The organism is Aequorivita todarodis (genome assembly GCF_028561335.1).
GTDB classification, from domain to species: domain Bacteria; phylum Bacteroidota; class Bacteroidia; order Flavobacteriales; family Flavobacteriaceae; genus Aequorivita; species Aequorivita todarodis.
Map to the genome: position 1 here is coordinate 1 of NZ_JAQQTG010000007.1, position 25,939 is coordinate 25,939.

Here is a 25,939-nt window from a genome sequence, read left to right on the forward strand (position 1 = left end):
ATTTAAGAAAGAAAAGTGCCTAAGAAAGGCCAACTTTGCGTCTAAATTTAAAATTACCAAAAAATCATCGCCATCAACCAAAAAATAAAAAACCGTCCCAATTAGATTATTGAGACGGCTTCTTTTTGTCAGCTCATCCATTGGTATTGCCAAGCTTTTCGTATCTTGTATAGCAAATAAACCAAAAACAAAATTGTAGCGAAATGGAAGATTTCACCACCGACTGGACACACGACGAGTTAAAAGCCTATATGTTGTTATACTGCGCTCACGCAGATTTTAATGTTTCAAAAGAAGAAAAAGAATATATAAAGTCTAGGGTGGGAGAGGAAAAATACCGAAAAATCCATAAAGAATTTGAAAACGATAATGATTACCAGCAGATTCAGAAAATAAATGCCGCCATAGAAAGGTTTGAATATTCCAAAGAAGAAATAGACGAAGCCTTCCAAAGTATAAAAAAGTTATTTTTAGCAGATGGCGAAATGGACATTTTGGAACAAAACCTATATCGCGGGCTGAAGCATTTGCTGAAAAAATAGGAAAAGTTGATTGAATTCATCATTTGCTTATTGTGAAACTTTTTCACAAGAAATTAAAAACGCGAGCTTCCCTGTATTTTACAACTCCAAACTTCCCTTCCCTTCACGTATTACCAAGGGTTCATCGCCGGTAAGATCAATTACCGTTGAAGGAATGTTTCCGCCATATCCACCATCAATTACGAGATCGACCAAGTTGTCCCATTTCTCTAAAATAAGTTCGGGATCGGTGGTGTACTCAATAACCTCATCCTCATCTTTTATTGAAGTTGAAATAATCGGATTGCCCAATTCCTGAACAATAGCAAGGGTTATGGAATTGTCAGGAACACGAATCCCCACCTCCTTTTTCTTTTTAAACACCGAGGGAAGATTGTTGTTTCCCGGAAGAATAAAAGTATAGGGGCCGGGCAGGTTTCGTTTCAGCAATTTAAAGGTGGGCGTATCAATTTGTTTCACATAATCGCTAAGGTTGCTCAAATCCTCACAAACAAAGGAAAAATTGGCCTTTTCAAGTTTCACGCCCCGCAACTGGGCCACACGTTCCATGGCGCGGGTATTTTTTATATCACAGCCCAAGGCATAAACGGTATCACTCGGATAAATAATAACCCCGCCATCGCGAAGTATTTTCACAACACGCTTAATTTCCCTTGGGTTTGGGTTTTCCTCGTAAATCTTTATAAACTCGGCCATAGCGCAATTATTTTTTTTAAATATAAACCATTTTATAGGAATTAACAACTTCAAGAATATCGCCGTAACATAAAAATCATATTTCTTCGTTACAGCTTGTAGCAAAGCTTAATTTATGAAAAAACTCCTCATTCTAATTTTATTCTTCGGAATCCAATTTTCTTATATTTCCTGCTCAAAAGACTCTGATGCCAACGAAGAGCAATCTTTGCCGGCCGAAACATTCTTGAATGTTTCCTACGGAAGTAACGCCCAAGAAAAATACGATCTTTATTTGCCCGAAAACCGTTCCGCGGAAAGGACAAAAGTAATTGTACTGGTACACGGCGGAGGCTGGATTGAAGGCGACAAAGCAGATATGGATTTTCTGATACCGTACATAAAATTGAGACATCCCGACCACGCAATTGTCAATATAAATTATGTTTTGGCAGATGCAAACACGCCAGCTTTCCCCAACCAATTTTTAAATTTGGATGCCGTCATCAACAAGCTGACCAGTGAAAAGGATGAATTGCATATTTTGCCGCAATTTGCACTGGTTGGTGTTAGTGCTGGCGCACATATTTCCTTAATGTACGATTATGTTTATGACACAGACGATCAGGTAAAAATAGTAGGCGATATTGTGGGGCCGACTGATTTTACGGATCCGTTCTATAGCGACAACCCCAATTTTCCGGTTTTGATGGCAGCCTTGGTGGACGAGAGTGCCTATCCTGCCGGAACAAATTATGCCGAGGTTTTGAGTCCTGCATTTCAAGTCTCGAATGCCAGCAGCCCTACCCTACTTTTCTACGGAAACGCCGATCCTTTGGTGCCGCTTTCAAATGCCACAACCTTAAATTCGGCGCTCAACATTGCGCAAATAGACCATACTTTGAATGTTTATGAAGGTGGCCACGGCGATTGGTCAAACGTGGATATTGAAAATATGAAAGCACAGATAAGTACGTATGTTGATATGTATTTGGAAGTGAATTAAAAAAGAGATGCGGGATGCGGGATGCGGGATGCAGGATGCGGGATGCAGGATGCAAAAAAACTATTTTTTTTTTGATTATAGAACCTTCGAATTCACGAATCCCGTATCCCGAATCCACGAATCGCAAATCCACGAATTTACCCCCGACCCCTAAAGGGGTGTATGAAATTATTTTTCAACTGAATCCCTTTACGTAGTAACAAATCCCGAATTCACGAATTCACGACTTTCAGTTTTGCAAAACGAAGGAGCAGTTTTTTCAAGCCTCCATTCTCAAAATCTATTTCGGCCTTAGTGTCTGCGCCTACCCCTTCAATTTTAACGATTTTTCCTTTTCCGAAGCGAACGTGCTCCACCATGGTTCCCACCTCCAGATTTGCATCCTTCGCGCTGAAATTTTTATTCGTTTCACTGGAGACGGGCCTCAATCTTCGCAGTTTCTTAAGTTGCTCTTCCGTCGGACCCATTGGTGCTTTGCCGGCAACAGGCTTTTTTAATCTAAGCTTGCTGTGGTCCACCTCATCAAAAATATCGGCATCCAAAAGGGGTTTGTAGCGGTTTTCGGTAATTGGCGTTAAATATTCCAAAAAACTTTCGTCAATTTCCTCGATAAAGCGGCTGGGTTCGGCATCAATTAATTTTCCCCAACGGTAACGGGACTGGGTATAGGTTATATACGCCTGCTTTTCGGCACGGGTAAGGGCAACGTAAAACAGTCTGCGCTCCTCTTCCAGTTCGCTGCGGGAATTCATATTCATCCCGCTGGGAAAAAGGTCTTCTTCCATCCCCACGATATATACGTACGGAAATTCCAACCCTTTGGCCAAATGCACCGTCATCAAAGCTACACGGTCGCTATCGCCCTTGTCGTTATCCAAATCGGTTGCGAGGGCTACATCTTCCATAAATTCAGCAAGCGAGCCCGTGGCATCGGCAATTTCCTTTTGCTCTTCCACAAAATCGCGCATCCCGTTCAGTAATTCCTCAATGTTTTCTATCCGGGCAATTCCTTCGGGCGTGCCGTCTTTCTTTAATTCCTGAAGTAAACCTGTTTTTTTGGCAACGTGTTCTGTAATGGTAAACGCGTCGTAATTTTGGTTCAAGACCTGAAAACTTTCAATCATCGTTACAAAATCCCGCAACTTGTTTTTGGTCCCGGAATTTATTTTTAGATCAATTTTATCGATGTTTTTCATCACTTCAAAAATCGAACGGTTGTAATGGTTGGCGGCAACGATCAAACGTTCAATGGTCGTTTCACCAATTCCACGAGCGGGATAATTGATTACGCGTTTCAGCGCCTCTTCATCTTTCGGGTTTAACACCAATCGCAAATACGCCAACACGTCTTTTATTTCCTTTCGTTGGTAAAAACTGAGCCCACCGTAGATTCTGTACGGAATATCCTTTTTCCGAAGCGCATCCTCAATGGCACGGCTTTGGGCATTGGTTCGGTATAAAACCGCAAAATCACCATCCTTCAATTGGTGGTTCATTTTATTCTCAAAAATGGAACTCGCCACAAATCGGCCTTCATCCCCATCGGTCATGGTACGGTTTACGAGGATTTTGTTGCCTTCATCATTTGCGGTCCAGACTACTTTTTCAAGTCTCGTCTTATTTTTTTCGATGATATTGTTCGCGGCATTTACGATGTTTTTGGTGGAGCGGTAATTCTGTTCCAACCGAAACACCTTTACATCGTCATAATCCTTTTGAAAATTTAAAATATTGTTGATGTTCGCGCCGCGAAAGGCGTAAATACTCTGCGCATCATCGCCCACTACGCAGATATTTTGGAACCTATCGGAAAGTGCGCGTACAATTAGATACTGGCTGTGGTTGGTATCCTGGTACTCGTCCACCAAAATGTAGCGGAAACGGTTTTGGTATTTTGCCAATACTTCCGGGAAACGGGTCAACAGCTCGTTGGTTTTCAGCAACAGGTCGTCAAAATCCATCGCGCCGGCCTTAAAGCATTTGTCCACATATGCTTTGTAAATATCGCCGAGTCGTGGCATTTTGGCCATGGCATCGGCTTCCATCAATTCGGGGTTGTTGAAATATGCCTTAACGGTTATCAAACTATTTTTATAGGAAGAAATGCGCGAATAAACCTGCTTGTATTTATACACATCCTTGTCCAGGTTCATTTCCTTTATCACCGCGCGGATCACGCTTTGCGAATCCTGGGTATCGTAAATGGTAAAATTGGAAGGATAGCCCAGTTTATCGGCCTCAAACCGAAGGATTTTCGCAAAAATACTATGGAAGGTCCCCATCCAAAGGTTTTTTGCCTCGCTGGCGCCAACGATTTTTGCGATGCGGTTTTTCATCTCGCGCGCAGCCTTGTTGGTAAAGGTGAGCGCCAAAATATTGAACGGGTCCACCCCTTGCGACATCAGGTATGCAATACGAAAGGTAAGCACCCGGGTCTTGCCCGAACCCGCTCCGGCAATAACGATCATGGCCCCATCCTTTTGCAGTACGGGCGCACGCTGGGCATCGTTGAGTTGTTCTAAATATGCTTCCAAAACTTCATTTTCTTCAGGTTGTGAAAATAGCCATTATGAAACTTTTTTGCGAAGGGTTTTTAAGGAAATTATAAACAACAAGAATAGAATGTAGCATGAAGAATTTTAAAAATATTGTAAATTAATTTTGCTATTTACGGCGGGGAAGGGAACGCGATGCAATTGCGCCCAGCAGCGGGGAACGCGATGCAACCGCCCACCAGCGGCAGGGAAATTATAAACAATGGCCTACTTCAACAATAATTCTTTAGAAACAATATTTTTTTTAAATATCTTTATCAAAAATTGATTCTATGGACGAGTTTCTATCTTTCTTGGGGCAAGTGCCTTGGTGGGCCTGGGTGCTTATTTTCCTTTTAATTGTCGCCATTCGCGATGTATTTTTCAATAAGCACCACACGGTGAGCCACAACTTTCCCATTGTTGGCCATATACGTTATATGCTGGAAAGTATTGGGCCGGAACTTCGGCAGTACATTGTTGCCAACAACCGCGAAGAGCTTCCCTTTAATAGAATTGAGCGCGGCTGGATCTATGCGTCCGCGAAGAACGAAAACAACTACGAAGGTTTTGGGACGGACCGCGATATTTATGAGCCGAACTATATTTTTATAAACAATTCCCTGCTTCCGTATAAAGTGGAAAAGGACAACCCCAACTATAAAAACCCTTATTTTCTGCCCTGTGCCAAGGTTATGGGCGAATATCACAAACGTCGCCGTCCGTACCGGCCCGCTTCGGTAATAAACGTTTCGGCCATGAGCTTTGGGTCGCTTTCAGCAAGGGCTGTGGAATCTTTAAATAGAGGATGTGGACACGCCTATGCCTATCATAATACAGGGGAAGGGGGGCTCTCTCCATACCATAAAACCGGGGCAGACGTTGTTTTTCATTTTGGAACAGGCTACTTTGGCGTGCGCGATGAGCACGGTAATTTCTCCATGGAGAAAATCGTGAAACTTGTAAATGACAATCCGCAGGTTCGGGCCATAGAGGTAAAACTTTCACAAGGTGCAAAACCTGGAAAGGGAGGTGTTTTGCCCGGTTCAAAAATTACTCAGGAAATTGCCGAAATTAGACATGTTCCCTTGGGAAAAGATGTGCTGTCGCCACCAAACCATACCGCTTTTGAAGGGGTTAAAGGCTTAGTTGAATTTGTGGAAAGCATTGCCGAAGCAACTGGACTACCGGTTGGAATAAAATCTGCCGTGGGCCGTTTAAATGAATGGGAAGAGTTGGCGAAAGTCATGAAAGAAACCGGCAAAGGACCGGACTTTATTACTATTGACGGTGGCGAGGGCGGAACGGGTGCAGCGCCCCCCAGTTTTGCGGACCACGTTTCGCTACCATGGCTTTTCGGGTTTGCGGAGGTCTATAAAATCTTTAAAAAGAACGACATCTGCGACCAGATAGTCTTTATTGGCAGCGGTAAGTTAGGCTTTCCCGCAAAGGCGGCCATGGCTTTCTCTATGGGTGCCGATTTAGTGAATGTGGCCCGCGAAGCCATGATGAGTATCGGTTGCATACAAGCACAGCAATGCCATACAAACAAATGCCCCAGTGGGGTTGCCACCCAAAACAAATGGCTGCAGCGGGGTATCAATATAGAAGACAAATCGGTACGGGCACATTTCTATTTCAAAAACTTCAGAAAGGAATTATTGGAGATGACCCATGCCTGCGGTTATGAGCATCCGTGCCAGTTTACCATGGACGATGTGGATTTGACCGTGGGCGACAAAAACCTCATCAAAACCTTGGCGCAATCGTTTATGTACCACAAATGTGCCGTGCCTTTTGAAAGTATGAAAGCCTTGTCGAAATGTGAATACCTGGGAGGAAACTATCACGAAAAAGAGGCCAAGAAAGAAGTGAAGGAGATGCGGAAAAAGAATAAGGTAAGGTATTAGCCCCCTAACCCCCGAAGGAGGAACTGTTAAGGTGTGCTGCATTGCCGAATACTGAACACTGAATAAAAAACCTCAACGGAACATTTCCAAAAATGCTTTTCGGTTGGTTTTTGAAATGGGCACGCGGTTGCCGTTTTCCAGTACCAAATAGCCTTCGTTTTCAAAACTGCGCACTTTTTCGAGGTTCACGATATGCGATTTGTGGCATTTGAAAAATATTCGCCCCAAGGAAGGTTCAAATTTCCCGAGGTTATAACTGCTTAAAAGTTCTGTATTGTTGCTTAAATGAAATTTAGTATAACCCTGAAAACCTTCCAAATGCAGTACCTCGTCTTGAGGAATAAAGGATAGCCCTTTTTCGGTAGGAACGATAATCTTGTTTCTTTTTGAAATGGTTTCCGTGAGAACTTCTATGAGTTTGTTGCTGCTTTCCAATTGTTGTTTTTCCCGTATTGTGGTTATGGCTTTTGTAATTGCATGTTTCAGATCGTCATCATCCACAGGTTTTAAAATGTATCCAATTGCCGATTTTTTTAACGCTGCCACGGCGTATTCGTTGTAGGCGGTTACAAAAATGACCTGAAAATCCAATCCGTCCAGTTCCGAAAGCAGTTCGAAGCCATTCAAACGTGGCATTTGTATATCGAGAAAAAGAATTTCGGGAGGATCCTTTTTTATATACGCTATGGCGTCCTCGGGTTTTTGGAAGGTAGCGGTTATTGAAATCTCGGGAAAAAACTTTTCCACCTTTTGTTGCAGTCCCTTTAGGGCAGAAAATTCATCGTCTATCAATATGGCCGTTATAGTCGTCATCGCACTTTCTTAATTTTAAAGGTAGTAATATTGCCTGTATCGATCTTCTCCGGAAATGCTTCCGCATTAAAAAATTGTATTTCCCATTGTTTGGAACGGTTTAAGACCGCAATTCTATTTTCAAGAACTGCGGAAGAATTTACCTTGCCGTTGGGTTTCTTTCTTGAGTTTGAAAAGCCCACGCCGTCATCCATAATTTCCACCATAAATTCCTGCTCGTCAATGCTACGAAAATACAGATTGATATTGCCCTCTTTTTCTTTATTGAAGATACCGTGGTTCACAGCGTTCTCTACAATGGGCTGGAGCAGCATACTGGGAATGGTGGTTTCGGGTAAATTTAACGTAGAATCTATATGTATCTGATAGTCCAATTTCTCCTTAAAACGGAGCTTTTCAATATCCAAATAGTTTTTCAGCAATTTAATTTCAGTTTCCAGCGGAATTTCACTTTCTTTTGAAAGCTCAAAAAACTGGCGTATCAATTTTGAGAATTTCACCAGATATTTTTCTGAAGTTTCAAAGTCGTTATTGTTGATATAATACTGGATAGCAGCAAGCGAGTTGAAAACAAAATGCGGGTTCATCTGGGCGCGCAGGGCATATAACTCATATTCAGCCATCTTTTTCTGTGCGGTAATCTTGGCGGTTTTTTTTGAAACTTCCTTGTTTCTGAAATAAAAGAGCATTCCGCCTAAGAGCGAAATGCCCGCCAGCCAAAACACGGCTTTTGCCAAAGGCCTTTGCCACCATAATGGCAAAATAGTGAAATTGGCGGTTTCCATTAGGTTTCCGGTTTTCAATTGCAGGGCGTACTTGTCTGGTGGCAGATTTGAAAAATTAAGGTTTGAAGCGGTTGTAGTTGTCCAATCTTTTTGAATGGGCAGCAAACGGTACCTGTAGCTCAGTTGGTTTTGGGCGGACGAAAAGTCTATGGTGGCAATGGAAAAATCTACACTATTGTCGGTGGTGTAGCGCATTGCAGGTTCGGAGGCTGGGATAGGACTTTGATTGAACAGTGCCCTTTCAACGTAAATTTTCAAAAGTTGGGGCTGCTTATAAAGGGCTCTCGGAAGAATGGCAACCCCATCGTCCGTTGATACAAGCAAATCATCGCCCACCGGCAGAATAGCGTTAACCTTTTTCGAAGGCAGTCCGTCGTTTTCGTTTAAAGTGCCTGTATATTGATAATCGGGACCTGCTTTTTTATATTGTAAAATTCCGCTTTCAGAAGCCAGCCAGATAAAATCCTTGTTTGCAACAGCGCTTTCAACACTCAAAAATTCTGAATTCGGCAATTGTGATACCTCCTTGAGGTCTGTGAGATAAGAACCGTGCCCGTCAGTATTGACCAAAAATTGGGAGTCCGTAACCTTAGTGAGGCTCAAGATAGGTTTCTTTAAAAGATTATCGGCAAGGGTTACGGAGGTTATGGTCCCGTCCGATAGTATTTTTAAACCATCAGAAGTTGCCAAGAGCAGGGAATCGCGAAACCTCAACAAATCCCTTACGCCATAATAATCGTAGGTTTTGATTCGCTCAAAGGTTTCTGGGTCTATTTTTATTACCCCTGAGGATATATTTCCGTATAAAAAACCGTTGAGATAGACCAAGCTCCTTACGCCACCAATTTTATTGAAATGATCGACTTGGTGCCGGCTGGCTGCTTCATTCGCAATTTGTATGGTTTTCTTTTCAGAACAGAAAAATGAACTTTCAAGGGAATCTAAATATACCGCGTTGAAAACAAAACTTTTATCCGTTATAAACGGCCTAAACTTTTTTTGAAGTGAATCGTATTCATAAAATCCTTTATTGTACACATTGGCCACTATCCGTTTACCCACTCTGGCCAGTTGATCTACTTTTTGATGAGGAAGTACGTAGGTACACTGGCGCTTTACCTGTGGCAACATAAAGATTCCACGCGAAAAGGTGGCGCACCAAATGTTCTCACTTCTGTCTATCATTGAAAAATAGGCCTTTAGATTGGGGGGTATCTTAACCACCTTTTCCATCTCAAAATTCTCGTCCAGTATGCCCACAAAGTCAAATCCCGTTATCTGGATTTGATCGTTCACAAAATGGTTGCGAATAAAATTGGGGTTTTGGTGACTGGCGTATTTTTTAAACTCCCTTTCATAAATTTTCCCGCTAAGCAGGTTTATTACGCTAAAACCTTCGTTATAGAGCATTACCATGATAGAATCGCGGTTTCTGAACCGTGTTACGGACTTTTCTTTAAAAACAGGAAGCTCTGCCAATTGTACCGCTTTTTTATGAAGCTTTTTAAAATGGTATTTTGAGGTATCCTGTACCTCTGAAAATGTGAGGTTTTTCCAACATCCGTTTTCCAGATAAAACCATTGCCCGCTATTTCCGACTATTAAGGTGTTACCATAAACATTGGTAGATGCCGGAAACATTACGACTCCCGCCTGGCAATTGGGAAAGGTATGTACCTTCCCATTTTCAATATACCCCAGCAAAGTTGATTTTGAAAAGAACCAAATCCTATTTTCGGCATCAACCCGTAGGTCCCAAATATCGTTGGTTGGCAATCCATTACGGGTATTGAAAACCTTAAATTCCCTTCCGTTGAATTTTGCCATACCCTTATCGGTAATGACCCAAATAAAGCCTTCGTTATCTTGGGTCAATCGGTAGATTCGGTTGCTGGGTAGGCCATCCTTTATGGTGTAATTCACAAATTCCTGTGCAGCACAAAAATTCCACATCACAATAAATACAATGATATGGAATTTTGTTCTGCTCATATTAAAAGGGAGAGTATTAATCTTTTTTCCAATAACTAAGGTAAGGAAAATATGGCGCAAGAAGGAGGGTGCTACTCTTTAATGAGCTTAAAGGTGGTAGTATTTTTTCCGTTGGAAATTTCAACAAAGTACAGGCCAGCCGCAAGCTCAGAAACGTCCATTTGCCGTTCATTATTAAGGTATTGTTGCGATACAATTTTCCCAGAAGCATCCATAATAGTAACGTCAAGGGCATCAACTCCGGTAAATGAAATTTGCTGTATGGCTGGGTTTGGAAACATTTTTATTTTTTCCATCGAATGTTCTTCGACAGCCAATTCGCGTACGCAGAAATCCTCGGTATAGGGCATTGCCGTTGCCGTAAGATTTATAGGAAAAGCATTAGTCGGCACGTGTGCCGAGGTAACCGGCACCGACTGCTTGGTCAAGGACAAATGGTTGGGATTGATAATCTTGCTGTCGCAGGTATTGCGTTTTGCGGGATCTACTTTAAAAAGTTCCAGACTTACATCGGTCACCGTAGGATCAATAGCACGGTAGCCCGCCAAATAATAGTGGTTATTGTTGCTGTTGTCTGTTTTTGGAAAGGCCATATCGGGGTAATAGATGGTGGGCATCTGAAAATCCCAAAGGTTAAAATCCTCGGTACCGGGCTCTACGTTTGGCACAAGGTATTGATAGTTCGTCGCAACAGGATTTCCAGTGTTTTTGTCAAATTCATAAAAAAAGACATTGCTTTCGCCATAATATGAATTGGCACCAATGTTCCAGCTTTCATCTCTATCATAGCCTGCAATTACAAGGTTATTCGCACTGTTGAAGGATGGCATCAGAGCAAAACCGTACATGTTCAGGTTGTTGGGATCGTCGGCATACCAGGAGCGGGCACTATCATAGGTTCCATTATTATCAAAAACCGTTATTCCAAAGTAATGCGAGAAGGAATAATTGGTAAGCATATAGATTTTACTGGTCGTACTATCAAAATAGGCATCGACACTTACATCATTGGCATTTCCAAACACATAGCTTTGGTCCCATTGCATAGTTCCCTGAAAGTCCAATTTGTGCGCCAATACTATTTGTTGGGCCGTATTGTTCGATAGGTCTTGCCAGGTTGCGCTTCCGGTAAGAAAAAATCCATCACTGGTTTCGGCCACACCATTTACAAAGTCGTATTCTAAGGTATTTACCGTATTGGGAGCATCGGTTTCTGCGGCCCATAACACGTTTAAACCCGAATCAGTACGTAGCACAAAACCAATGTTGTTAAAAACACAATTGATATCAAGGCTGTAACAATCACTGAAATACCCGGCAATTACGAAGCCAGGATCGGCAATACTATCGCCATTGGCATCGCTGTTTGAAAAACTGATGTGCAGGCCGGTGCTATTAAAATTGGGGCCCACCACATCATAATAATTGGCTTGGAGAAAGTTTCCGCTCAGTGCCTCAAATTGTGCCACGAATACTTTTCGTTTACCGCCAATGTCTATATAGCCCGTAGCGAAAATAAGATCCAAATGGCTCACTATATCCAGAATACGCAAATGGGGTGAAGTTGGTTCCTGATAGACGATATTCCAAATTACGGCGCCATTTTCATCCACTTTTTTTAGAAACGCTCGTTCAGATTGCAGGGCCGTGTCAAAGAGATTGCCAGCCACAATATAATCTGTAGTTGGCGGACTATTAAATGAGAGGGGCTCGATACATACATCGTGATAGACCATAGTAGCTACCGAAACATTTGTTTGAAATTGACACCAACCGGATATGGCAAAGGTCAAAAAAAACAGGGTTATTAGTAATTTTGTTTTCATTGGTGAAATATTTAATAATTAATACGTAGTTGAAATTTCTTCCCTAAGGTCAAGGCTTTTAGTTAATTTTAAAACCTCCATTTATTGGCACGAGGGTTTGAGCCGATCTATTATGGGTTTGATGCAAGGAACTAATAGTTGTACAACTATTAAAAACGACTTAAGTTTGTCAATAAATTAAATTCTATGGAAGAAGCATCCCAAGTTATTAGCTATGTAGCCTACTTATTGCCCGCAATTGTTGTGGGGCTGGTCGCCTATTTTTTCTTTAAGGGCCATACCGCCAATGAAGAAGGGCGCCGAAGGTATTTGGTCCAAAAAGAGGCACAAAAACAAGTGTTGCCCCTTCGATTACAGGCGTATGAACGTATTACTTTATTTCTGGAGCGCATAGACCCCAATAAGTTATTGGTTCGGGTAAGGCCTTTTTCCGATTCAAAGGACGATTATGAAAACCTGCTCGTGAAGAATATTGAGCAGGAATTTGACCATAATTTAACGCAGCAAATCTATGTTTCTCCCGAATGTTGGAACCTGGTGAATGCCGCCAAAAATGCGACAATCCACGTTATCCGTCAGGGGGCGATGCACGAAAAGGAAGGAAATGTAGATAAAATGCGGGAGTGGTTGTTACAGAACTTTATGGAAGAGGTTACCCCATCCCAGAAAGCGCTGGGATACGTAAAAAAAGAGGTGAGCGAACTTTTCTGAGTTTTTAATAGCACAGGTTAAGACGAGCTCGTGGACAATTATTTTTCAGAGGGCTTTATATTCTTTATATGTTATATGTCATATATCCTATCATCAAAAATCAACTTTTTTTAAGGGGTAAATATATTGTGGTGAATGGCGAAAAGCATAAGCCCAATCCTGTTCTTTATTCCGAGTTTTTTGTATAGTGAATCCCTGTAACCTTCAACCGTTTTGTAGCTGCAGAACATAGTTTCGGCAATTTCCTTATAGCTCATATCGGTACAGGCCAATTTTATGAATTCCAGTTCCTTGTCCTTTATTTCGGTATCAAGGTTTTTTTCTATTGAATCCATAAGTATTTGCGAAACGGTATTCGTGTAATATTGGCCGTTTTTAATTACTTCCAACAAAGCTTGTTCAAGGATATCCTTTTTGGTATCTTTCATAAGATACCCCTTGGCTCCAGCGCGGAGCATCTTCAAAATGGTGTATTCATCCTCTTCAATGGAAAGGGCCAGCACTTTTACCTCTGGGTAATTCTGTTTAAGCTTTTCGGTAGTTTCTATACCGTTCAAAATGGGCATTTTAATATCCATCAGCACCAAATCGGGAATGTTTTGTGGGTTTTCAAATTTATCTAGCAGTTCCCTTCCATTTTTGCATAAATAAAGCACATCAAAATTTTCAAAATCCTGGACGAGCCCACCAATAGCCTGGGAAAGCAAAAAATGATCGTCAACTACTACTACTGAATACTTCATTGTATAATTCCTTTTAAATGTTTTTATATCTAAAGAATGCCCTAAGCAAATTTATATTTTAAGAGCAGAGCAGTGCCCTCGCCTTTTACCGAATCTATTCTCAAAGTTGAATTGATAAGCTTTGCCCGGGTTTTCATATTTTTCAATCCAATGCCCATGAAATCGTCATCCTTTTCAAACCCCACTCCGTTATCCGCGGCTGTAATGGTCAATTTCTCCTCGGTGTAATTCAGTACTACCTTGAGTGAGGATGCCTTTGAATGTTTTATGGTGTTTGAAAAAAATTCCTGCAAAATCCGAAAAAGAATTATCTGTGTATTTGCTTCAATCGGCACCACTGTTCCCTCTACTGTTAATTTTGCGGCTATGAATTTCAATCTATTGAAACGCTCAATCTCCAACCTAACGGCTTCCCGCAAACTAAGGCTCTTTAGAGCTTCGGGGTTTATCAGCTTTGAAAGCGCCCGCAACTCGTCAATCCCTGTGCCTATGGTTTCTGAAACCTCGATCATCATCTCTGGCTTTTCCAAGGCCATTTGTGCCTGTATTTTTGCCAAGGTCATCAACTGCCCAATGTTGTCGTGCAGTTCCCAACTTATGTTGCGCAAGGTTTCTTCCCTAATTTCTATCTGCGATTCTGCCAATTCGCGCTCAAAAGCTTTTTTGGCTTCTGCCTGTTCCCGCAACAAGCGGTTCTTTCTTCGGGTAAAAACGGAGAACAATACAATAACAATAATGACCAAGGATATTGGAATAGCTATTGCCGCTATTATTATGATCTCTTTTTCATCCATAGAAAGCCCGTCAAAAAGAACAAATACATTAGTATTATGAGCGAAAACTGTATTATTAGCAATAGGTCAAAAAAACTATCCGGCTTATAGAACCATGTTTTAATAATTTTTATTGGCAAATAACCAATATAAAACAAGAATAGCCCAACACTTACCCAAAACAACAGGTCGTTCTTAACTACCAATACCAATGAGGACTGTAAGATACTTATATAATATAGAATTATACAAAATATTAAAATACTCGCTCCAGCAATATAGGTTCTCGTGAAAGAATCCTTAAAAAAGCCGGTAAACACTATATCGCTCAAAAAAAATAACAAAAAAATACCGAAACCTATTTGAATGTTTTTTTTGAATCTTTCATTTTCAATCATCTTCATAAAAATATAGAAGAATATGGAAAAATGAATCAGATAATACCCATTGAAAATGGTAAAAATAAGTTGTGTATTCCCTGAATTTTTTAGGTAAGTGCCCAAAAATTCCGTAACCATGGTAACAAACAATACAATGGGCAAAAACTTTAAAGCAGTATTTTTATAAAGTGGAAATCTTATTAATGAAATTACAAAAACAATGGCGTATAGTACCAAATAAGTATTTTGAAGAATGGTTAATGCTGTTTCCACTAAATGAACGAGTTTTTAATCATTCCCAAAATCATTTGTACCAGGTGGCGGGATTATGGATCCGTCATTCAAAATCAAACTGCTTTCAGTACCTCCGACCGTTGCATTGTTCGACATAAAAAATCCAGCCTCATTCATCTGGCCTGTAGAATCGGCCTGGCGCTTATCTTGGTTTCCTTCCTGCTGCAGCGTACGTCTATTGATGGGTACCGCCGTATATCTACCATCCACTTCCTCCACTGAAAAACCTACGTTTTTTCCTTCATAAGCCATTGTTGGCAATACAAAAAGGCTATTCCTTCTGGGATATCTAACGGCATCGCCATTTGGAAAGGTGTCGCTATTCGGGTAATTGGAAAGGTAGAAACGCAAGGTCTGTATATCTACATTGGCCTCTTTGGCTTCGTGCTCTATATAGGCAATGTATTGTTTTATGGTTTTAAGATCGTATTCCGCATAACGTGTGGGCGTAAATTTATCGCCCCCCGGAACTATGCTGTCCTCATATTTTTGGATAATCGGCACGCGTCTTTGCGCATAGGCATCATACATTTCCTGGGCGCGCTCCACAGAGATTATATGGTCTTTCGGCGGACCTTCATAAGGTGGCTCTGTGTGTGTAGTTGGCTCTTGGCAGCCAACAAGCATCAAATTGACGAAAATCAATACGAATAAACGGTTTGTCATTTTTGCTGTCATAATAAAAGGTTTTTACAGTTGTGGGATAAATGTAATTACTAAAGAACACATTAAAAAATGTGGTTTTATAATCTAAAAGTGAAGATACACCATTAAGTCTGATTATTAATTACTTAAATAAAATTTCACAAAAAAATACGGGGAAAACACTTAAAAAAAGGGGGATTTCCCCCTATAAAATGTAGGAAGATTAATCGTCTTTAGTACGAATTTCGTTCAATTCCTCGTTCTTTTGGTGTGCGTATTCATACCCGCGCTCCCACCATTTGCTCATCATTTTCTTGTCGAAAATCAAGGAATTGGTGGTCAGCACCGTAGGGGTATAATAAAGATTGATGATTACGTTATTGTTGGTAGCCACAAATTTCCCAATACGGATGTTCTGCTTTTCAATACGGTCTGCCATATAACTGTGCATATTGGTAAGTAAGGAAAACACATTTTTTGAGGGAAGCCGATTGTAATAGGTAATCTCCGTTTCCAAAATAATAACGTCAATGCTCTTTGCACCGCGGTTGATGGCCTCTTCAATGGGGACCATGCTGCCAAAACCCCCATCGGCATATTCACAGCCGTCCTTTTTAACAAGACTCATAAAAGGGGTGAAATTTGATGAAATCCAAATCCAGTCCAAGAAATCCTGGTACTCAAAATCATTGACCGATTTGTATTCCACTTGATTTAGCGAAAGATTGGAAACCGTTACCACCACCTCTTTTTTCGAAGCCTTTAAAGTATTGAACTCTGTTTCGGTTACCGACTTTTCTATCAATTTTCGCAAATTCAGACTTTCGCCGAAGGTCTTTTTCCCTTTCAAAAAATTCAGGAGCACGGTATAATGGTCAATACCAATTTGTTTTCCGCCGAATTTGTCTTCCTTGATAACAAAGGGGCAACTGTTGAAAATGCTCTTTTGATTGACCGAAGTATAGATTTCCTTGATTTTTTCAACCTTGTCCAGTGCCAAATGCGAAATGAGCAAACTGCCCGTAGAGGTGCCCACAAAAAGATCGTAATTATGGTGCAGCGTATCAATTAAGTATTGCGCCACGCCTCCCGCAAATGCGCCCTTGCTCCCACCGCCAGATATTACCAATGCTCTCATTCCTTTATGATTGAATTTAAATAATTTGCCGCCTTTTCTGAAACCTGCCTGCCCAAAACTTTTACCTGTTCGTGGTATTTTTTGTCCTGAAGCAACTTATTCAACATTTCTTTTGAAGGCTTTGAAAAGCGCCACGTAGGATGCACACAGGCTTCTGCCAGATTTTTAAGCGTTTGCAGGTCCCAGAGTTGAAGCTCGTTTACATATTCAAAAGCCTTTTCGCGGATTTCGAAACTGTAATCTGTTGAAGTGTAATGTTTAAGTTCGCTTACATAATTTTCCTTTTCCGGATTGTCATATCCCTCCGTCAGCAAGGCCAGAGCAAGCCACAACTGCCGAATGTTTTTATTTTGAAAACCTTCAATTCCCTTCGTTTTGTTTAAATATTCTGTTCTTTTTTTAGGAAATTGCGTCCATAATTGATACAGCGCAGATTCCATCGTTACATAGGAATCATCTTGCAGCAAACTTTCATATTCGGTTCGAAGTTCCTTTGGAATAATTTCCAGCGAAAGCGCCATAGCCTGCCGAACGTATAGATTATTGCTTTCAAAAGCAGTTTTATAAAGTGGAAGCGTTTCAGCAAGTGGTTCATCCGCCAATTGATATACCGCTTCCTGCCCAATAAAATCGTTCGGGAAGGTAAGCGCGGTTTTCAACTGATTTTTTTTATCTGAAAATGGAACGGCCCGAAGCGCGGAAATTTCAAAATATTTATGGATGAAGGCCGATTTCAGCAAGGATTGGTACGCATCTTCACTTTGAAATGCCGTTTGTTGCAGCCAATCCTTTTCAAAGGTCGAAATATCCGCATCGGAAACCTTTTTCACTTCATTTAAAAAATCTTCCGTGGCAACATTTTTGAATTTATATTTTTCCAGATAATTTTTAATAGCCAATTTAAAAGCATCCTCCCCCATTCGCTCGCGTAAAATGTGCAGCGCCCATGCCCCTTTTTGATAAAAGGTAAGCGAGCTTGCCTTTGGGTTTAAAAGTGATTCGCCTTTGCCTTCATCGCTCGCAGCCTTTAATTGCTCGGCGGTTTGGTATAATTGCCAGTAATAATAATCTTCGCCGAAAATTTCCTTTTCAGCCAGTAACGCATAATAGGTTGCGAAACCTTCCTGCAGCCAATGATCTTCATTAGCCTTTTCGGTAACCATATCGCCAAACCATTGGTGGGCCAGCTCGTGGGCGTTTACGTTTACGTAGTTTCTGTCGTTAAAACCCGTGGAATCTACCACAAACGCTTCGGAAAAAATGGTGAGGGTCGTATTTTCCATCCCGGCATACAGAAAATCGCGGACGGGAACCTGTTTGTAGTTTTGCCACGGATACGGCACGCCGATTTCGGTTTCCAGAAAATCGAATATTCGTTTACTGTAACGATACGTAGGTTCTACTTTTAGGGAATCTTTCGGTTTGAAATACAATTCGATAGGAATTCCTGAGTTTGAAACGAGGTTTTTTTTGTTGAAATCGCCGATGGCGAAAGCCACGAGATAGCTGGACATGGGTTCATTCATATCAAAGCGCCAGCCGTTTATTTCGTGTACATTTTCCACATTCAATAATTTTCCATTGGCAACCACCGTTTTTTCCTTTGACGCAATTATCTGTAAATCGAATTCAATTTTATCATTTACGTCATCGATGCTGGGCAACCAATTTGAAGTGTATTTCCCCTGGCCTTGCGTCCAAATTTCAGTGTCGAAGAAGTAGAGTGTCTGCTTTGGTTTCATACTGTACCACAAATCTGCCTTATAGGTTTTTCCTGCTTCAAAATTACCTGAAAACCACAGTTTTTTTTCGTCAGAAGAAATTTTGAAATCTTTCGTAATTATGTCCAACAATTCAATGTTTACGGCATTTAAGAATACAGAATCGGTGTTTTTTAAAACTTTAAAAGTGACCGTAAAACGTCCTTCTATTTTCTTTTCAAAAACATTGGGGCCAATAGAAGCCTCAATCCTCAAAAAATCCACAACATCGGTCTGTTGGGCTTGCAATTCCGCACATCCCCCAAATATTATGAATAGCAGAAATACTATCGACGAAAACCTTCGCAACAAATTAGTTGGCTTCAATTTCAAAAAATAAAACATAAAAAAAGGTTATTCGTGTTTACCAAAAATAACCTTTTTAAAAGTTTGTGAAGTAATTTTCTATTCTAAAATGATTCTTTTCGCGCCTGTTCCGTAAGAATTTTCAAGGTTGATGAAATAAACTCCTTTTGAAAGGTCAGTAAGATCAAAAGAATAGTTGTTCAATTCAGCAACTGATTTAAAATAATATGACTTTACCGATTTTCCGTCCACAGTGTTGATGGTCATGCGTGAAACGGATTCTGGATATTGGGTCTTTATTTGAAAAACACCATTTGAGGGGTTTGGATATATTGTAATATCATACACCGCGGTATTGTCTATTGCCGTTATTCCGAGTGTGTTTCCATAAACCATCGGGTTATTGCTGTGGTTTATAATGTGCGTATCTACATAATAAATTGGGTTATACCCGTCATTGCAATCTGCACAGGTCTGGCCCGAAACGCAATTTGGATTGTTCGGGTGGCAATTATCCTGATACCCCGGATGGAAACGGTAGTCGAGGTTAAAAGTAGTGCCCGCGTATTGGGTTAAGTCGTAAACATGCGGCGGCGAAATAGCTCCGGGACACCAACCCGCCCTGCTGTACTGCCAAGTTCCCTGCTGACCGGTACAGCCATCGGGGTTCGGATTGCATTGGTTCCACAGGTGCTGCGTAAAAGTTTCGGTACCATTAATATCAAAATAGTGTGTAGCATTAAAAAATTCCGCGGCATTTGCCGTGTTGTTGCCTCCCCAGCCGTGCCCCGTGTTTGAAACACGCAAATGGGAAGCCTGCACTCCTTCCGGAATTTCCACACTAAAAGTTTCAACAGGCTGCAAATTGGCAGGATCGCCAAAGGCATAACCGTCGTCCCAAACTTCTACAACATTGCTATAAGCGTACTGCGGTGCACCGGCAGTATATTCGGTGTCTAAGGTAAGTTGCCAGCCTCCCGTGCCCCAAGTGTCAATAAACACACGGATTTCCACCTCGCCTTGCAGCAACGACATATAATCGGTAACATCCAACTCGTGATTGCACCCCACGCCATAGGGAGTAATGTATCTAATTAATTGAATCCAATTGCCGTCCGGTGCCTTTACATCTATAAATGCCCAGCGGTCCCAATCATCACATCCTCCTGGAATATTTGGGCATTCCACTTCCAAAAACGCGTTCATATCGTTATAGGCACCCACGAATTGCGGAAAGGTATGGGTTCCGTAGTACCAGCGGTCGTTTTGGCCCGTAAATTCAATAACCACATCTTCCAAACTTCGCACTACTTGGGTGTTGGCGGTCTGGTTTACCGTAATATTACGGGTGAGGGAAGTTTCATCGCCATCCGTGGTTTTGGCGGTAATAACAATGGTGTGCGCTCCGTAATTGGCGGGCGTCCACAAATAGTAATAAAAACCGGTTTCTGCCACGGCTGGGTAATCTGTGCCGTTTATGTTTACAATTACTTCTGAAATGCTATCGGGCGAATCTACCGAAGCATTCATATAAATAGGGTACGGTTTTAAAACGGGCATTTCAAGCGGATAATCTTCCGTGAGTCGCGTAGTAAGTTCGGGAGTGGCAAGATTTTCAGCAAACACTGAAAGTTGCAGAAAAAATGCCAATGCAAATAAAAGGTAGTTTTTTTTCATCTGTAAATACTATTTGAATGATTAAATTAGCCAAGATATACCAACAAATATATCATTTAAAACTTCAGAGGAAGTAAGCCAGGGATTTTTTTTTCTTAAAATGGAAGCCTAATTATATGAATGCCAATTTTCTGCAAACCCCGATAGATTACCTAAAAGGCGTTGGGCCCAACCGGGCCGATTTGCTGAAAAAGGAACTCGGCATCCATACCTTTCAGGATTTGCTGAATCTTTTTCCGAATAGATATTTGGACCGTACCCAGTATTACAAAATCGCGCAGTTGCAACAGACCAATGCCGAGGTACAGATTATCGGAAAAATCACCCACATTAAAACCGTAGAACAAAAACGAGGGAAGCGATTAGTTGCAACTTTTATTGACGAAACGGGAACGATGGAATTGGTTTGGTTCCGTGGCCAAAAATGGATTCGTGAAAATTTAAAGCTGAATGTTCCGTACGTAATTTTCGGAAAGACGAATTATTTCAACGGTAGTTTTTCCATGCCGCACCCTGAAATGGAATTGCTCGATGCGCACGAAAAAAGTATTCGTTCCGCAATGCAACCCGTGTATCCTTCCTCTGAAAAATTAAGCAACAGTGGCATCACAAATAGGGTGATAAATGGACTGATGCAGCAGCTGTTTTTAGAGAGCAAAAATAACTTCGCCGAGACCCTCTCAAAACCACTTTTGGAACAGCTGAAATTGGTCTCGAAAAAGGAGGCACTTTTCAACATACATTTTCCGAAAAGTCAGGGGCATTTGGCACGGGCACAATACCGATTAAAGTTTGAGGAATTGTTTTATATTCAGTTGCAATTAATCCGAAAAAACCTCATCCATAAATCGAAAATCAAGGGCCATATGTTTGATAAAATAGGCCATAACTTCAACACCTTTTATTCGCAACATTTGCCCTTTGAATTGACCGAGGCACAGAAGCGCGTCATCAAGGAAATCCGCAACGATTTGGGAAGCAATGCGCAGATGAACCGACTTTTGCAGGGCGATGTGGGTTCGGGGAAAACCATAGTAGCGTTCATGTCAATGTTAATAGCACTTGACAACGGTTTTCAGGCCTGTTTAATGGCGCCGACTGAAATTTTGTCAGTTCAACATTACAATGGTTTAGCTGAAATGTGTAAAAGCCTGAACACCAGTATTGAATTATTGACCGGCTCAACCAAAACTTCAAAAAGAAAAGAAATTCACGAAAAACTTGAAAATGGCGAGTTAGACATCTTAATTGGCACCCACGCCTTGCTCGAAGATAAGGTAAAATTTAAAAATTTAGGGCTTGCAATTGTGGATGAGCAACACCGTTTTGGAGTGGAACAACGGAGCAAATTATGGCATAAGGGAGGCCCACCTCAATCCTCCCTGAGGGAGGAAGCAGCAAGAGTGCGTAAAAAATATATGACGGCTAGGCCATCTGCTTATAAATTACTAAAAGAGCTCCAGCAAAAAAACAAAAAACAACCCACCCAAGCCGAAGCAATTTTATGGGAATGTTTACGAACCAAAAAACTTGATTATAAATTTAGACGACAACATATTATTGATGAGTTTATTGTCGATTTTGTCTGTCTCGAAAAAAAGCTGATAATTGAAGTAGATGGGGGATATCACAACCATCCACAGCAAAAAGAAGCTGATGAGCTGAGAACGCAGATTTTAAAAGAACTGAAGTTTAAAGTACTACGGTTCCCAAATGAAGAAATAATAGGCAATATCGATGCCTCGCTAAAAACAATTGAAACAGCTTTAAAAAGCCTCCCCTCCGGGGAGGTTGGAGGGGCCGGGGCCATTCCCCCCCACATCCTCGTTATGACCGCCACCCCCATCCCCCGCACCCTCGCCATGAGTGTGTATGGCGACCTGGATATCAGTGTGATTGACGAGTTGCCGCCAGGCCGAAAAAACATCAAAACTGTCCACCGTTTTGACGCCAATAGACTAAAGGTTTTTCGCTTTATAAAGGACGAAATTTCGAAGGGACGGCAGGTGTATTTTGTCTATCCATTGATACAGGAAAGTGAGGCGATGGATTACAAGGATTTGATGGATGGATACGAAAGCATCGTGCGCGAATTTCCTCCCGACGGTTCGGGACCGAAATATCAAGTTTCCATCGTTCACGGACAGATGAAACCAGCCGATAAGGATTATGAAATGAACCGTTTTATAAAAGGCGAAACCCAAATTATGGTCGCCACAACGGTTATAGAAGTTGGCGTAAATGTGCCAAATGCCAGTGTGATGATTATTGAAAGTGCGGAACGTTTTGGACTATCACAATTACATCAATTGCGCGGCAGAGTTGGTCGCGGTGCCGAACAGAGTTACTGCATTTTAATGACCGGCCACAACCTTTCGGCAGATGCCAAAACCCGCTTGGAAACTATGGTACGCACTAGCGACGGTTTTGAAATTGCCGAAGTGGATTTAAAACTTCGCGGCCCCGGCGATTTGATGGGCACCCAGCAAAGCGGCGTGCTGAACCTTCGCATTGCAGACCTCGTAAAAGATTCGGAAATATTGAAGATTGCCCGGAGCTATGCCTCACAGACCCTAAAAGCAGACCCCAACCTTTCTTCCGAAGAAAATATTCCTATAAAAAACACATTCGAGCAGCTTGTAAAGTACCGAAATATCTGGAATTACATTTCTTAGTTCTACTATAAAATTTTATATAATCACAACACTTCCATATAGGGGGGAAAACCCCCATCAATTTAGGGGGATTTCCCCCTAAATAATTAAATCAATTTTTCGTATTTTGTTAGATATTAGAAAGATATGGGCCAAAACACCCAGTCTTAAAGTAAATGAAATGTTTAAAACATTTATTCCATCCAAAATTCTTCAACCCTACGTTGCATTTTTTTATACCATAAAATGTGAGAAAATAAATTACGACCAAATAATTAGTGAATACGCGCTACCAAGTGGATTTGGACATATGGGGTTTCACTATAGGGGTTCCTTTTACGTCCTTCAAAAAAACAAGAAGCAAGACCTTGCCAGGTTTTATGGGGTCGGGCAACAAACGCACCAATACTATATTAACTCAGATTCAGAACTGGTAGATTTTTATGGAGTAACATTTCACCCAACTGCAATGTGGCATCTATTTGGGTTGGATATGCCATCCATTACCGATAAAGCTTTTGCAAGCACCGCGCTCTTTAGCACTAATATCGAAAAATTTACAAAACAATTTAATGAAGATCAAGAGCCTGCTTTAAAAATAAAACTTATTGAGAATCTCTTGCTCGATGAAATATTATCTGTACAACCGCAGTTGAATGTTATTGATACCGCTATCCAAAAGATAAATGAAACCTATGGCTGCGGTTCTATTGCAGCGCTTATTGATGAATTGGGAATTAGTGCTCGGTACTTTCAAAAAAACTTTAAAAAAATGGTTGGTATTACCCCTACCACCTATAAACGGATAGTGCGTTTTAATTGTATGTTTTCCCAATTAAAAATTGATGCCCCCATTGATTGCAAAGGCTTAAGTGCCTTTTATAATTATTACGACTTTCCCCATTTTACCAAGGATTTTAAAAGGTATTGTGGCAGCTGCCCATCAGCATTTCATATTGAAAAGTTCCATTTTCTTCGAGAAGTTGTGGCTTCAAAAGCGTTAATGGACTAGTCTCCATAAAATACCTTTAAAACTTTATGCAATTGATTTCCAAAGCATAAAGGGCGGTTTTATACAACTCGTTATTAAGTGTTCCTATTACTTTTAGAGTTGTAAGTGGACGAAAAAGAAAATTAGGTCAATTACAAATGGGAAAAAGAAAATTTAAACAAATTTAAAAACAAATATCATGAAATATTTGATCCTTACTACATTTTTCATTTATGGTTGCATAAGTTTTGGGCAAATCAAACCTAAAACAAATTCACCCGATAGATTCATTCCTGAAAATGTGATAGAAATTCCAACCAAAAACAATCAGGTTGAGATTCCAAAAAATACCACCCCAAAAAGAATAAACATTGTTCCAACACTTTATGGAAAATGGACAAATGCGAATAAGAATATGCTATATATTTATAAAGAAAATGATGTGAAATTCTTTTTCGTTTCCGAGGAAAAAGTCATTAATCCATTATGGACTATTATCGGAACAGCTAAAAAAAATCCCGACGGTACTTTTAAATTTGAATACGGTTATGCCTTCAATAAAAACAACACCGGTTTTGACAATTGGATTTTCGAGAAGGATTTAAAAGGAAGTTTTATGGATACACGTGGTACGAATGTTTGGAAAAAATATTCTGGACCATTGGTGCGAAGTAAAAAGGTATTTTCCCCCCCCACACCTAAAGCAGGAACCTCAGTCCTAGTTGGCCCCCTTTCCTTTTCGAACACTTACACAGATTCAAAAAGACAGATTATGTGGCATGTTAACAATGCTGGAGATAAAATATTTATGTTGGGTGAAACAGTAGATGGGGTAATACAATTTATTGGCATTGGTACTCGAACAAAACAATTAAACACAAAATATGGTAATACTTATCAACTGGATATGAATTTAGTAAATACTATAGGACCAAATGACAAAACAGTTAATTATAAATTTATGTGGGATAGCCGTGGAATATCTTATTTAAACAGTTCGGATTGCTATAATTTGGAAGCTGGATCATATCCTAGACCAGACGGGATTACATTTGTTTGTCCAGATGGAATGGTTTCGGGAATGCAATATAGAATGATACCCCTTCATAAATATGATCTTAACCGTACAGCTAATGTGGCATCAAACATACAGAAAAACCAAGCATATTTTAAATATACCCCACCCAGCTCTCCCTACAAGGACCCCAGACTCTCCGAAAATAATGACAAGGACAATGATGGCCATGGATATATTGGGGCTTACAATTGCACTTTCTGTGATGATTGTGATGACAACGACCCCAATAGATTTCCAGGAAATTCGGAAGTTGCCGATATGAATGGCTATGACGAAGACTGTAATTATGAGACCATAGGTAAATTGGATCGTGATGGGGATGGGCACACCGATTATCGGGTAACTAACATAGATGAAAAAGGAAATATTAGAAAAAGCGGAGACGACTGTAATGATAATGACCCAGACATATATGAAGGTAGAATCGAAACATGCGACGGTAAAGACAATAACTGTGACGGCAATATAGATGAAGGCTTATTAAAAACACAATATTACAGAGATGAAGATGGTGATGGTTTGGGCAACCCTGATGTTTCCCGAGGTGTTAAGAATTGCTACCAGCCTGACGGTTATGTAAGCAACTCAATAGATTGCGACGATAGCGACAAGTCAAAAAAAACAAATTGTAACTAATTAAGGAAATACAAAAACAAATTGTTTTAAAATAACACCCATGCAATTAATTGTTTTATTCGCTTTATAA

18 protein-coding genes are annotated in these 25,939 nt (G+C 40.7%); 7 read left to right on the top strand and 11 right to left on the bottom strand.

The window, feature by feature from the left end:
- Positions 1-203: 203 nt before the first annotated feature.
- Positions 204-542, top strand: a complete 339-nt coding sequence (locus tag POV26_RS03125) for a hypothetical protein (RefSeq protein WP_272855033.1) — start codon at positions 204-206, stop codon at positions 540-542.
- Between the two features lie 78 nt (positions 543-620).
- Here POV26_RS03125 and POV26_RS03130 read toward each other — a convergent pair whose 3' ends face one another.
- Positions 621-1,238, bottom strand: coding sequence for an L-threonylcarbamoyladenylate synthase (locus tag POV26_RS03130; RefSeq protein WP_272855034.1), 618 nt, complete (start codon positions 1,236-1,238; stop codon positions 621-623).
- Between the two features lie 115 nt (positions 1,239-1,353).
- On the opposite strand from POV26_RS03130, the gene POV26_RS03135 reads away from it, so the two are divergent.
- Complete coding sequence (locus tag POV26_RS03135; protein ID WP_272855035.1) at positions 1,354-2,223, top strand: alpha/beta hydrolase; 870 nt, start codon at positions 1,354-1,356, stop codon at positions 2,221-2,223.
- A gap of 212 nt (positions 2,224-2,435) precedes the next feature.
- On the opposite strand, the gene POV26_RS03140 is transcribed toward POV26_RS03135, so the two are convergent.
- Positions 2,436-4,757, bottom strand: a complete 2,322-nt coding sequence (locus POV26_RS03140) for an ATP-dependent helicase (RefSeq protein ID WP_272855036.1) — start codon at positions 4,755-4,757, stop codon at positions 2,436-2,438.
- A gap of 293 nt (positions 4,758-5,050) precedes the next feature.
- Here POV26_RS03140 and POV26_RS03145 point away from each other — a divergent pair, with 293 nt between their 5' ends.
- Positions 5,051-6,667 carry an FMN-binding glutamate synthase family protein gene (locus POV26_RS03145; RefSeq protein WP_272855037.1) on the top strand — a complete coding sequence of 539 codons (1,617 nt, stop codon included), beginning with the start codon at positions 5,051-5,053 and terminating at the stop codon, positions 6,665-6,667.
- A 72-nt stretch (positions 6,668-6,739) separates the two neighbouring features.
- On the opposite strand, the gene POV26_RS03150 is transcribed toward POV26_RS03145, so the two are convergent.
- From POV26_RS03150 to POV26_RS03160, 3 genes are all read right to left on the bottom strand, one after another.
- Positions 6,740-7,480: a LytR/AlgR family response regulator transcription factor gene (locus tag POV26_RS03150; protein ID WP_272855038.1), complete on the bottom strand. Its 741-nt coding sequence runs from the start codon at positions 7,478-7,480 to the stop codon at positions 6,740-6,742.
- On the bottom strand, positions 7,477-10,257 hold the full coding sequence (locus POV26_RS03155; protein ID WP_272855039.1) for a sensor histidine kinase: 2,781 nt from the start codon (positions 10,255-10,257) through the stop codon (positions 7,477-7,479). Before POV26_RS03155 ends, POV26_RS03150 begins: the two co-directional genes overlap by 4 nt.
- A gap of 71 nt (positions 10,258-10,328) precedes the next feature.
- Entirely contained in the window at positions 10,329-12,083 is a 1,755-nt protein-coding gene (locus POV26_RS03160) for a T9SS type A sorting domain-containing protein (protein WP_272855040.1), read from the bottom strand.
- Positions 12,084-12,269: 186 nt separating this feature from the next.
- Here POV26_RS03160 and POV26_RS03165 point away from each other — a divergent pair, with 186 nt between their 5' ends.
- Complete coding sequence (locus POV26_RS03165; RefSeq protein ID WP_272855041.1) at positions 12,270-12,794, top strand: DUF7935 family protein; 525 nt, start codon at positions 12,270-12,272, stop codon at positions 12,792-12,794.
- A 110-nt stretch (positions 12,795-12,904) separates the two neighbouring features.
- Here the strand turns inward: POV26_RS03165 and POV26_RS03170 are convergent, their stop codons facing one another.
- From POV26_RS03170 to POV26_RS03195, 6 genes are all read right to left on the bottom strand, one after another.
- A complete protein-coding gene (locus POV26_RS03170; RefSeq protein WP_272855042.1) occupies positions 12,905-13,537 on the bottom strand; it encodes a response regulator transcription factor in 633 nt (210 codons plus the stop codon).
- Positions 13,538-13,578: 41 nt separating this feature from the next.
- A complete protein-coding gene (locus POV26_RS03175; protein ID WP_272855043.1) occupies positions 13,579-14,331 on the bottom strand; it encodes a sensor histidine kinase in 753 nt (250 codons plus the stop codon).
- Between the two features lie 647 nt (positions 14,332-14,978).
- Positions 14,979-15,662 carry a hypothetical protein gene (locus POV26_RS03180; protein WP_272855044.1) on the bottom strand — a complete coding sequence of 228 codons (684 nt, stop codon included), beginning with the start codon at positions 15,660-15,662 and terminating at the stop codon, positions 14,979-14,981.
- A 190-nt stretch (positions 15,663-15,852) separates the two neighbouring features.
- Positions 15,853-16,767 carry a patatin-like phospholipase family protein gene (locus POV26_RS03185; RefSeq protein WP_272855045.1) on the bottom strand — a complete coding sequence of 305 codons (915 nt, stop codon included), beginning with the start codon at positions 16,765-16,767 and terminating at the stop codon, positions 15,853-15,855.
- The gene (locus POV26_RS03190; protein ID WP_272855046.1) at positions 16,764-18,872 is read right to left on the bottom strand and encodes a M1 family metallopeptidase; all 2,109 of its coding nucleotides are present in this window, start codon (positions 18,870-18,872) and stop codon (positions 16,764-16,766) included. Before POV26_RS03190 ends, POV26_RS03185 begins: the two co-directional genes overlap by 4 nt.
- A gap of 60 nt (positions 18,873-18,932) precedes the next feature.
- On the bottom strand, positions 18,933-20,510 hold the full coding sequence (locus POV26_RS03195; RefSeq protein WP_272855047.1) for a peptide-N-glycosidase F-related protein: 1,578 nt from the start codon (positions 20,508-20,510) through the stop codon (positions 18,933-18,935).
- Between the two features lie 116 nt (positions 20,511-20,626).
- On the opposite strand from POV26_RS03195, the gene POV26_RS03200 reads away from it, so the two are divergent.
- The 3 genes from POV26_RS03200 (at position 20,627) to POV26_RS03210 (ending at position 25,869) form a co-directional block, all read left to right on the top strand.
- Complete coding sequence (locus POV26_RS03200) at positions 20,627-23,185, top strand: DUF559 domain-containing protein (RefSeq protein WP_272855048.1); 2,559 nt, start codon at positions 20,627-20,629, stop codon at positions 23,183-23,185.
- 160 nt (positions 23,186-23,345) lie between these two features.
- Positions 23,346-24,176, top strand: coding sequence for a helix-turn-helix domain-containing protein (locus POV26_RS03205; RefSeq protein WP_272855049.1), 831 nt, complete (start codon positions 23,346-23,348; stop codon positions 24,174-24,176).
- Positions 24,177-24,354: 178 nt separating this feature from the next.
- Positions 24,355-25,869 carry a putative metal-binding motif-containing protein gene (locus tag POV26_RS03210; protein WP_272855050.1) on the top strand — a complete coding sequence of 505 codons (1,515 nt, stop codon included), beginning with the start codon at positions 24,355-24,357 and terminating at the stop codon, positions 25,867-25,869.
- Positions 25,870-25,939: the final 70 nt, after the last annotated feature.

Coding starts and splice junctions, on each gene's coding strand:
- POV26_RS03125 (WP_272855033.1), top strand. CDS start 204: ATGGAAGATTTCACCACCGACTGGACACACGACGAGTTAAAAGCCTAT.
- POV26_RS03130 (WP_272855034.1), bottom strand. CDS start 1,238: ATGGCCGAGTTTATAAAGATTTACGAGGAAAACCCAAACCCAAGGGAA.
- POV26_RS03135 (WP_272855035.1), top strand. CDS start 1,354: ATGAAAAAACTCCTCATTCTAATTTTATTCTTCGGAATCCAATTTTCT.
- POV26_RS03145 (WP_272855037.1), top strand. CDS start 5,051: ATGGACGAGTTTCTATCTTTCTTGGGGCAAGTGCCTTGGTGGGCCTGG.
- POV26_RS03150 (WP_272855038.1), bottom strand. CDS start 7,480: ATGACGACTATAACGGCCATATTGATAGACGATGAATTTTCTGCCCTA.
- POV26_RS03155 (WP_272855039.1), bottom strand. CDS start 10,257: ATGAGCAGAACAAAATTCCATATCATTGTATTTATTGTGATGTGGAAT.
- POV26_RS03160 (WP_272855040.1), bottom strand. CDS start 12,083: ATGAAAACAAAATTACTAATAACCCTGTTTTTTTTGACCTTTGCCATA.
- POV26_RS03165 (WP_272855041.1), top strand. CDS start 12,270: ATGGAAGAAGCATCCCAAGTTATTAGCTATGTAGCCTACTTATTGCCC.
- POV26_RS03170 (WP_272855042.1), bottom strand. CDS start 13,537: ATGAAGTATTCAGTAGTAGTAGTTGACGATCATTTTTTGCTTTCCCAG.
- POV26_RS03175 (WP_272855043.1), bottom strand. CDS start 14,331: ATGGATGAAAAAGAGATCATAATAATAGCGGCAATAGCTATTCCAATA.
- POV26_RS03180 (WP_272855044.1), bottom strand. CDS start 15,662: ATGACAGCAAAAATGACAAACCGTTTATTCGTATTGATTTTCGTCAAT.
- POV26_RS03185 (WP_272855045.1), bottom strand. CDS start 16,767: ATGAGAGCATTGGTAATATCTGGCGGTGGGAGCAAGGGCGCATTTGCG.
- POV26_RS03190 (WP_272855046.1), bottom strand. CDS start 18,872: ATGTTTTATTTTTTGAAATTGAAGCCAACTAATTTGTTGCGAAGGTTT.
- POV26_RS03195 (WP_272855047.1), bottom strand. CDS start 20,510: ATGAAAAAAAACTACCTTTTATTTGCATTGGCATTTTTTCTGCAACTT.
- POV26_RS03200 (WP_272855048.1), top strand. CDS start 20,627: ATGAATGCCAATTTTCTGCAAACCCCGATAGATTACCTAAAAGGCGTT.
- POV26_RS03205 (WP_272855049.1), top strand. CDS start 23,346: ATGTTTAAAACATTTATTCCATCCAAAATTCTTCAACCCTACGTTGCA.
- POV26_RS03210 (WP_272855050.1), top strand. CDS start 24,355: ATGAAATATTTGATCCTTACTACATTTTTCATTTATGGTTGCATAAGT.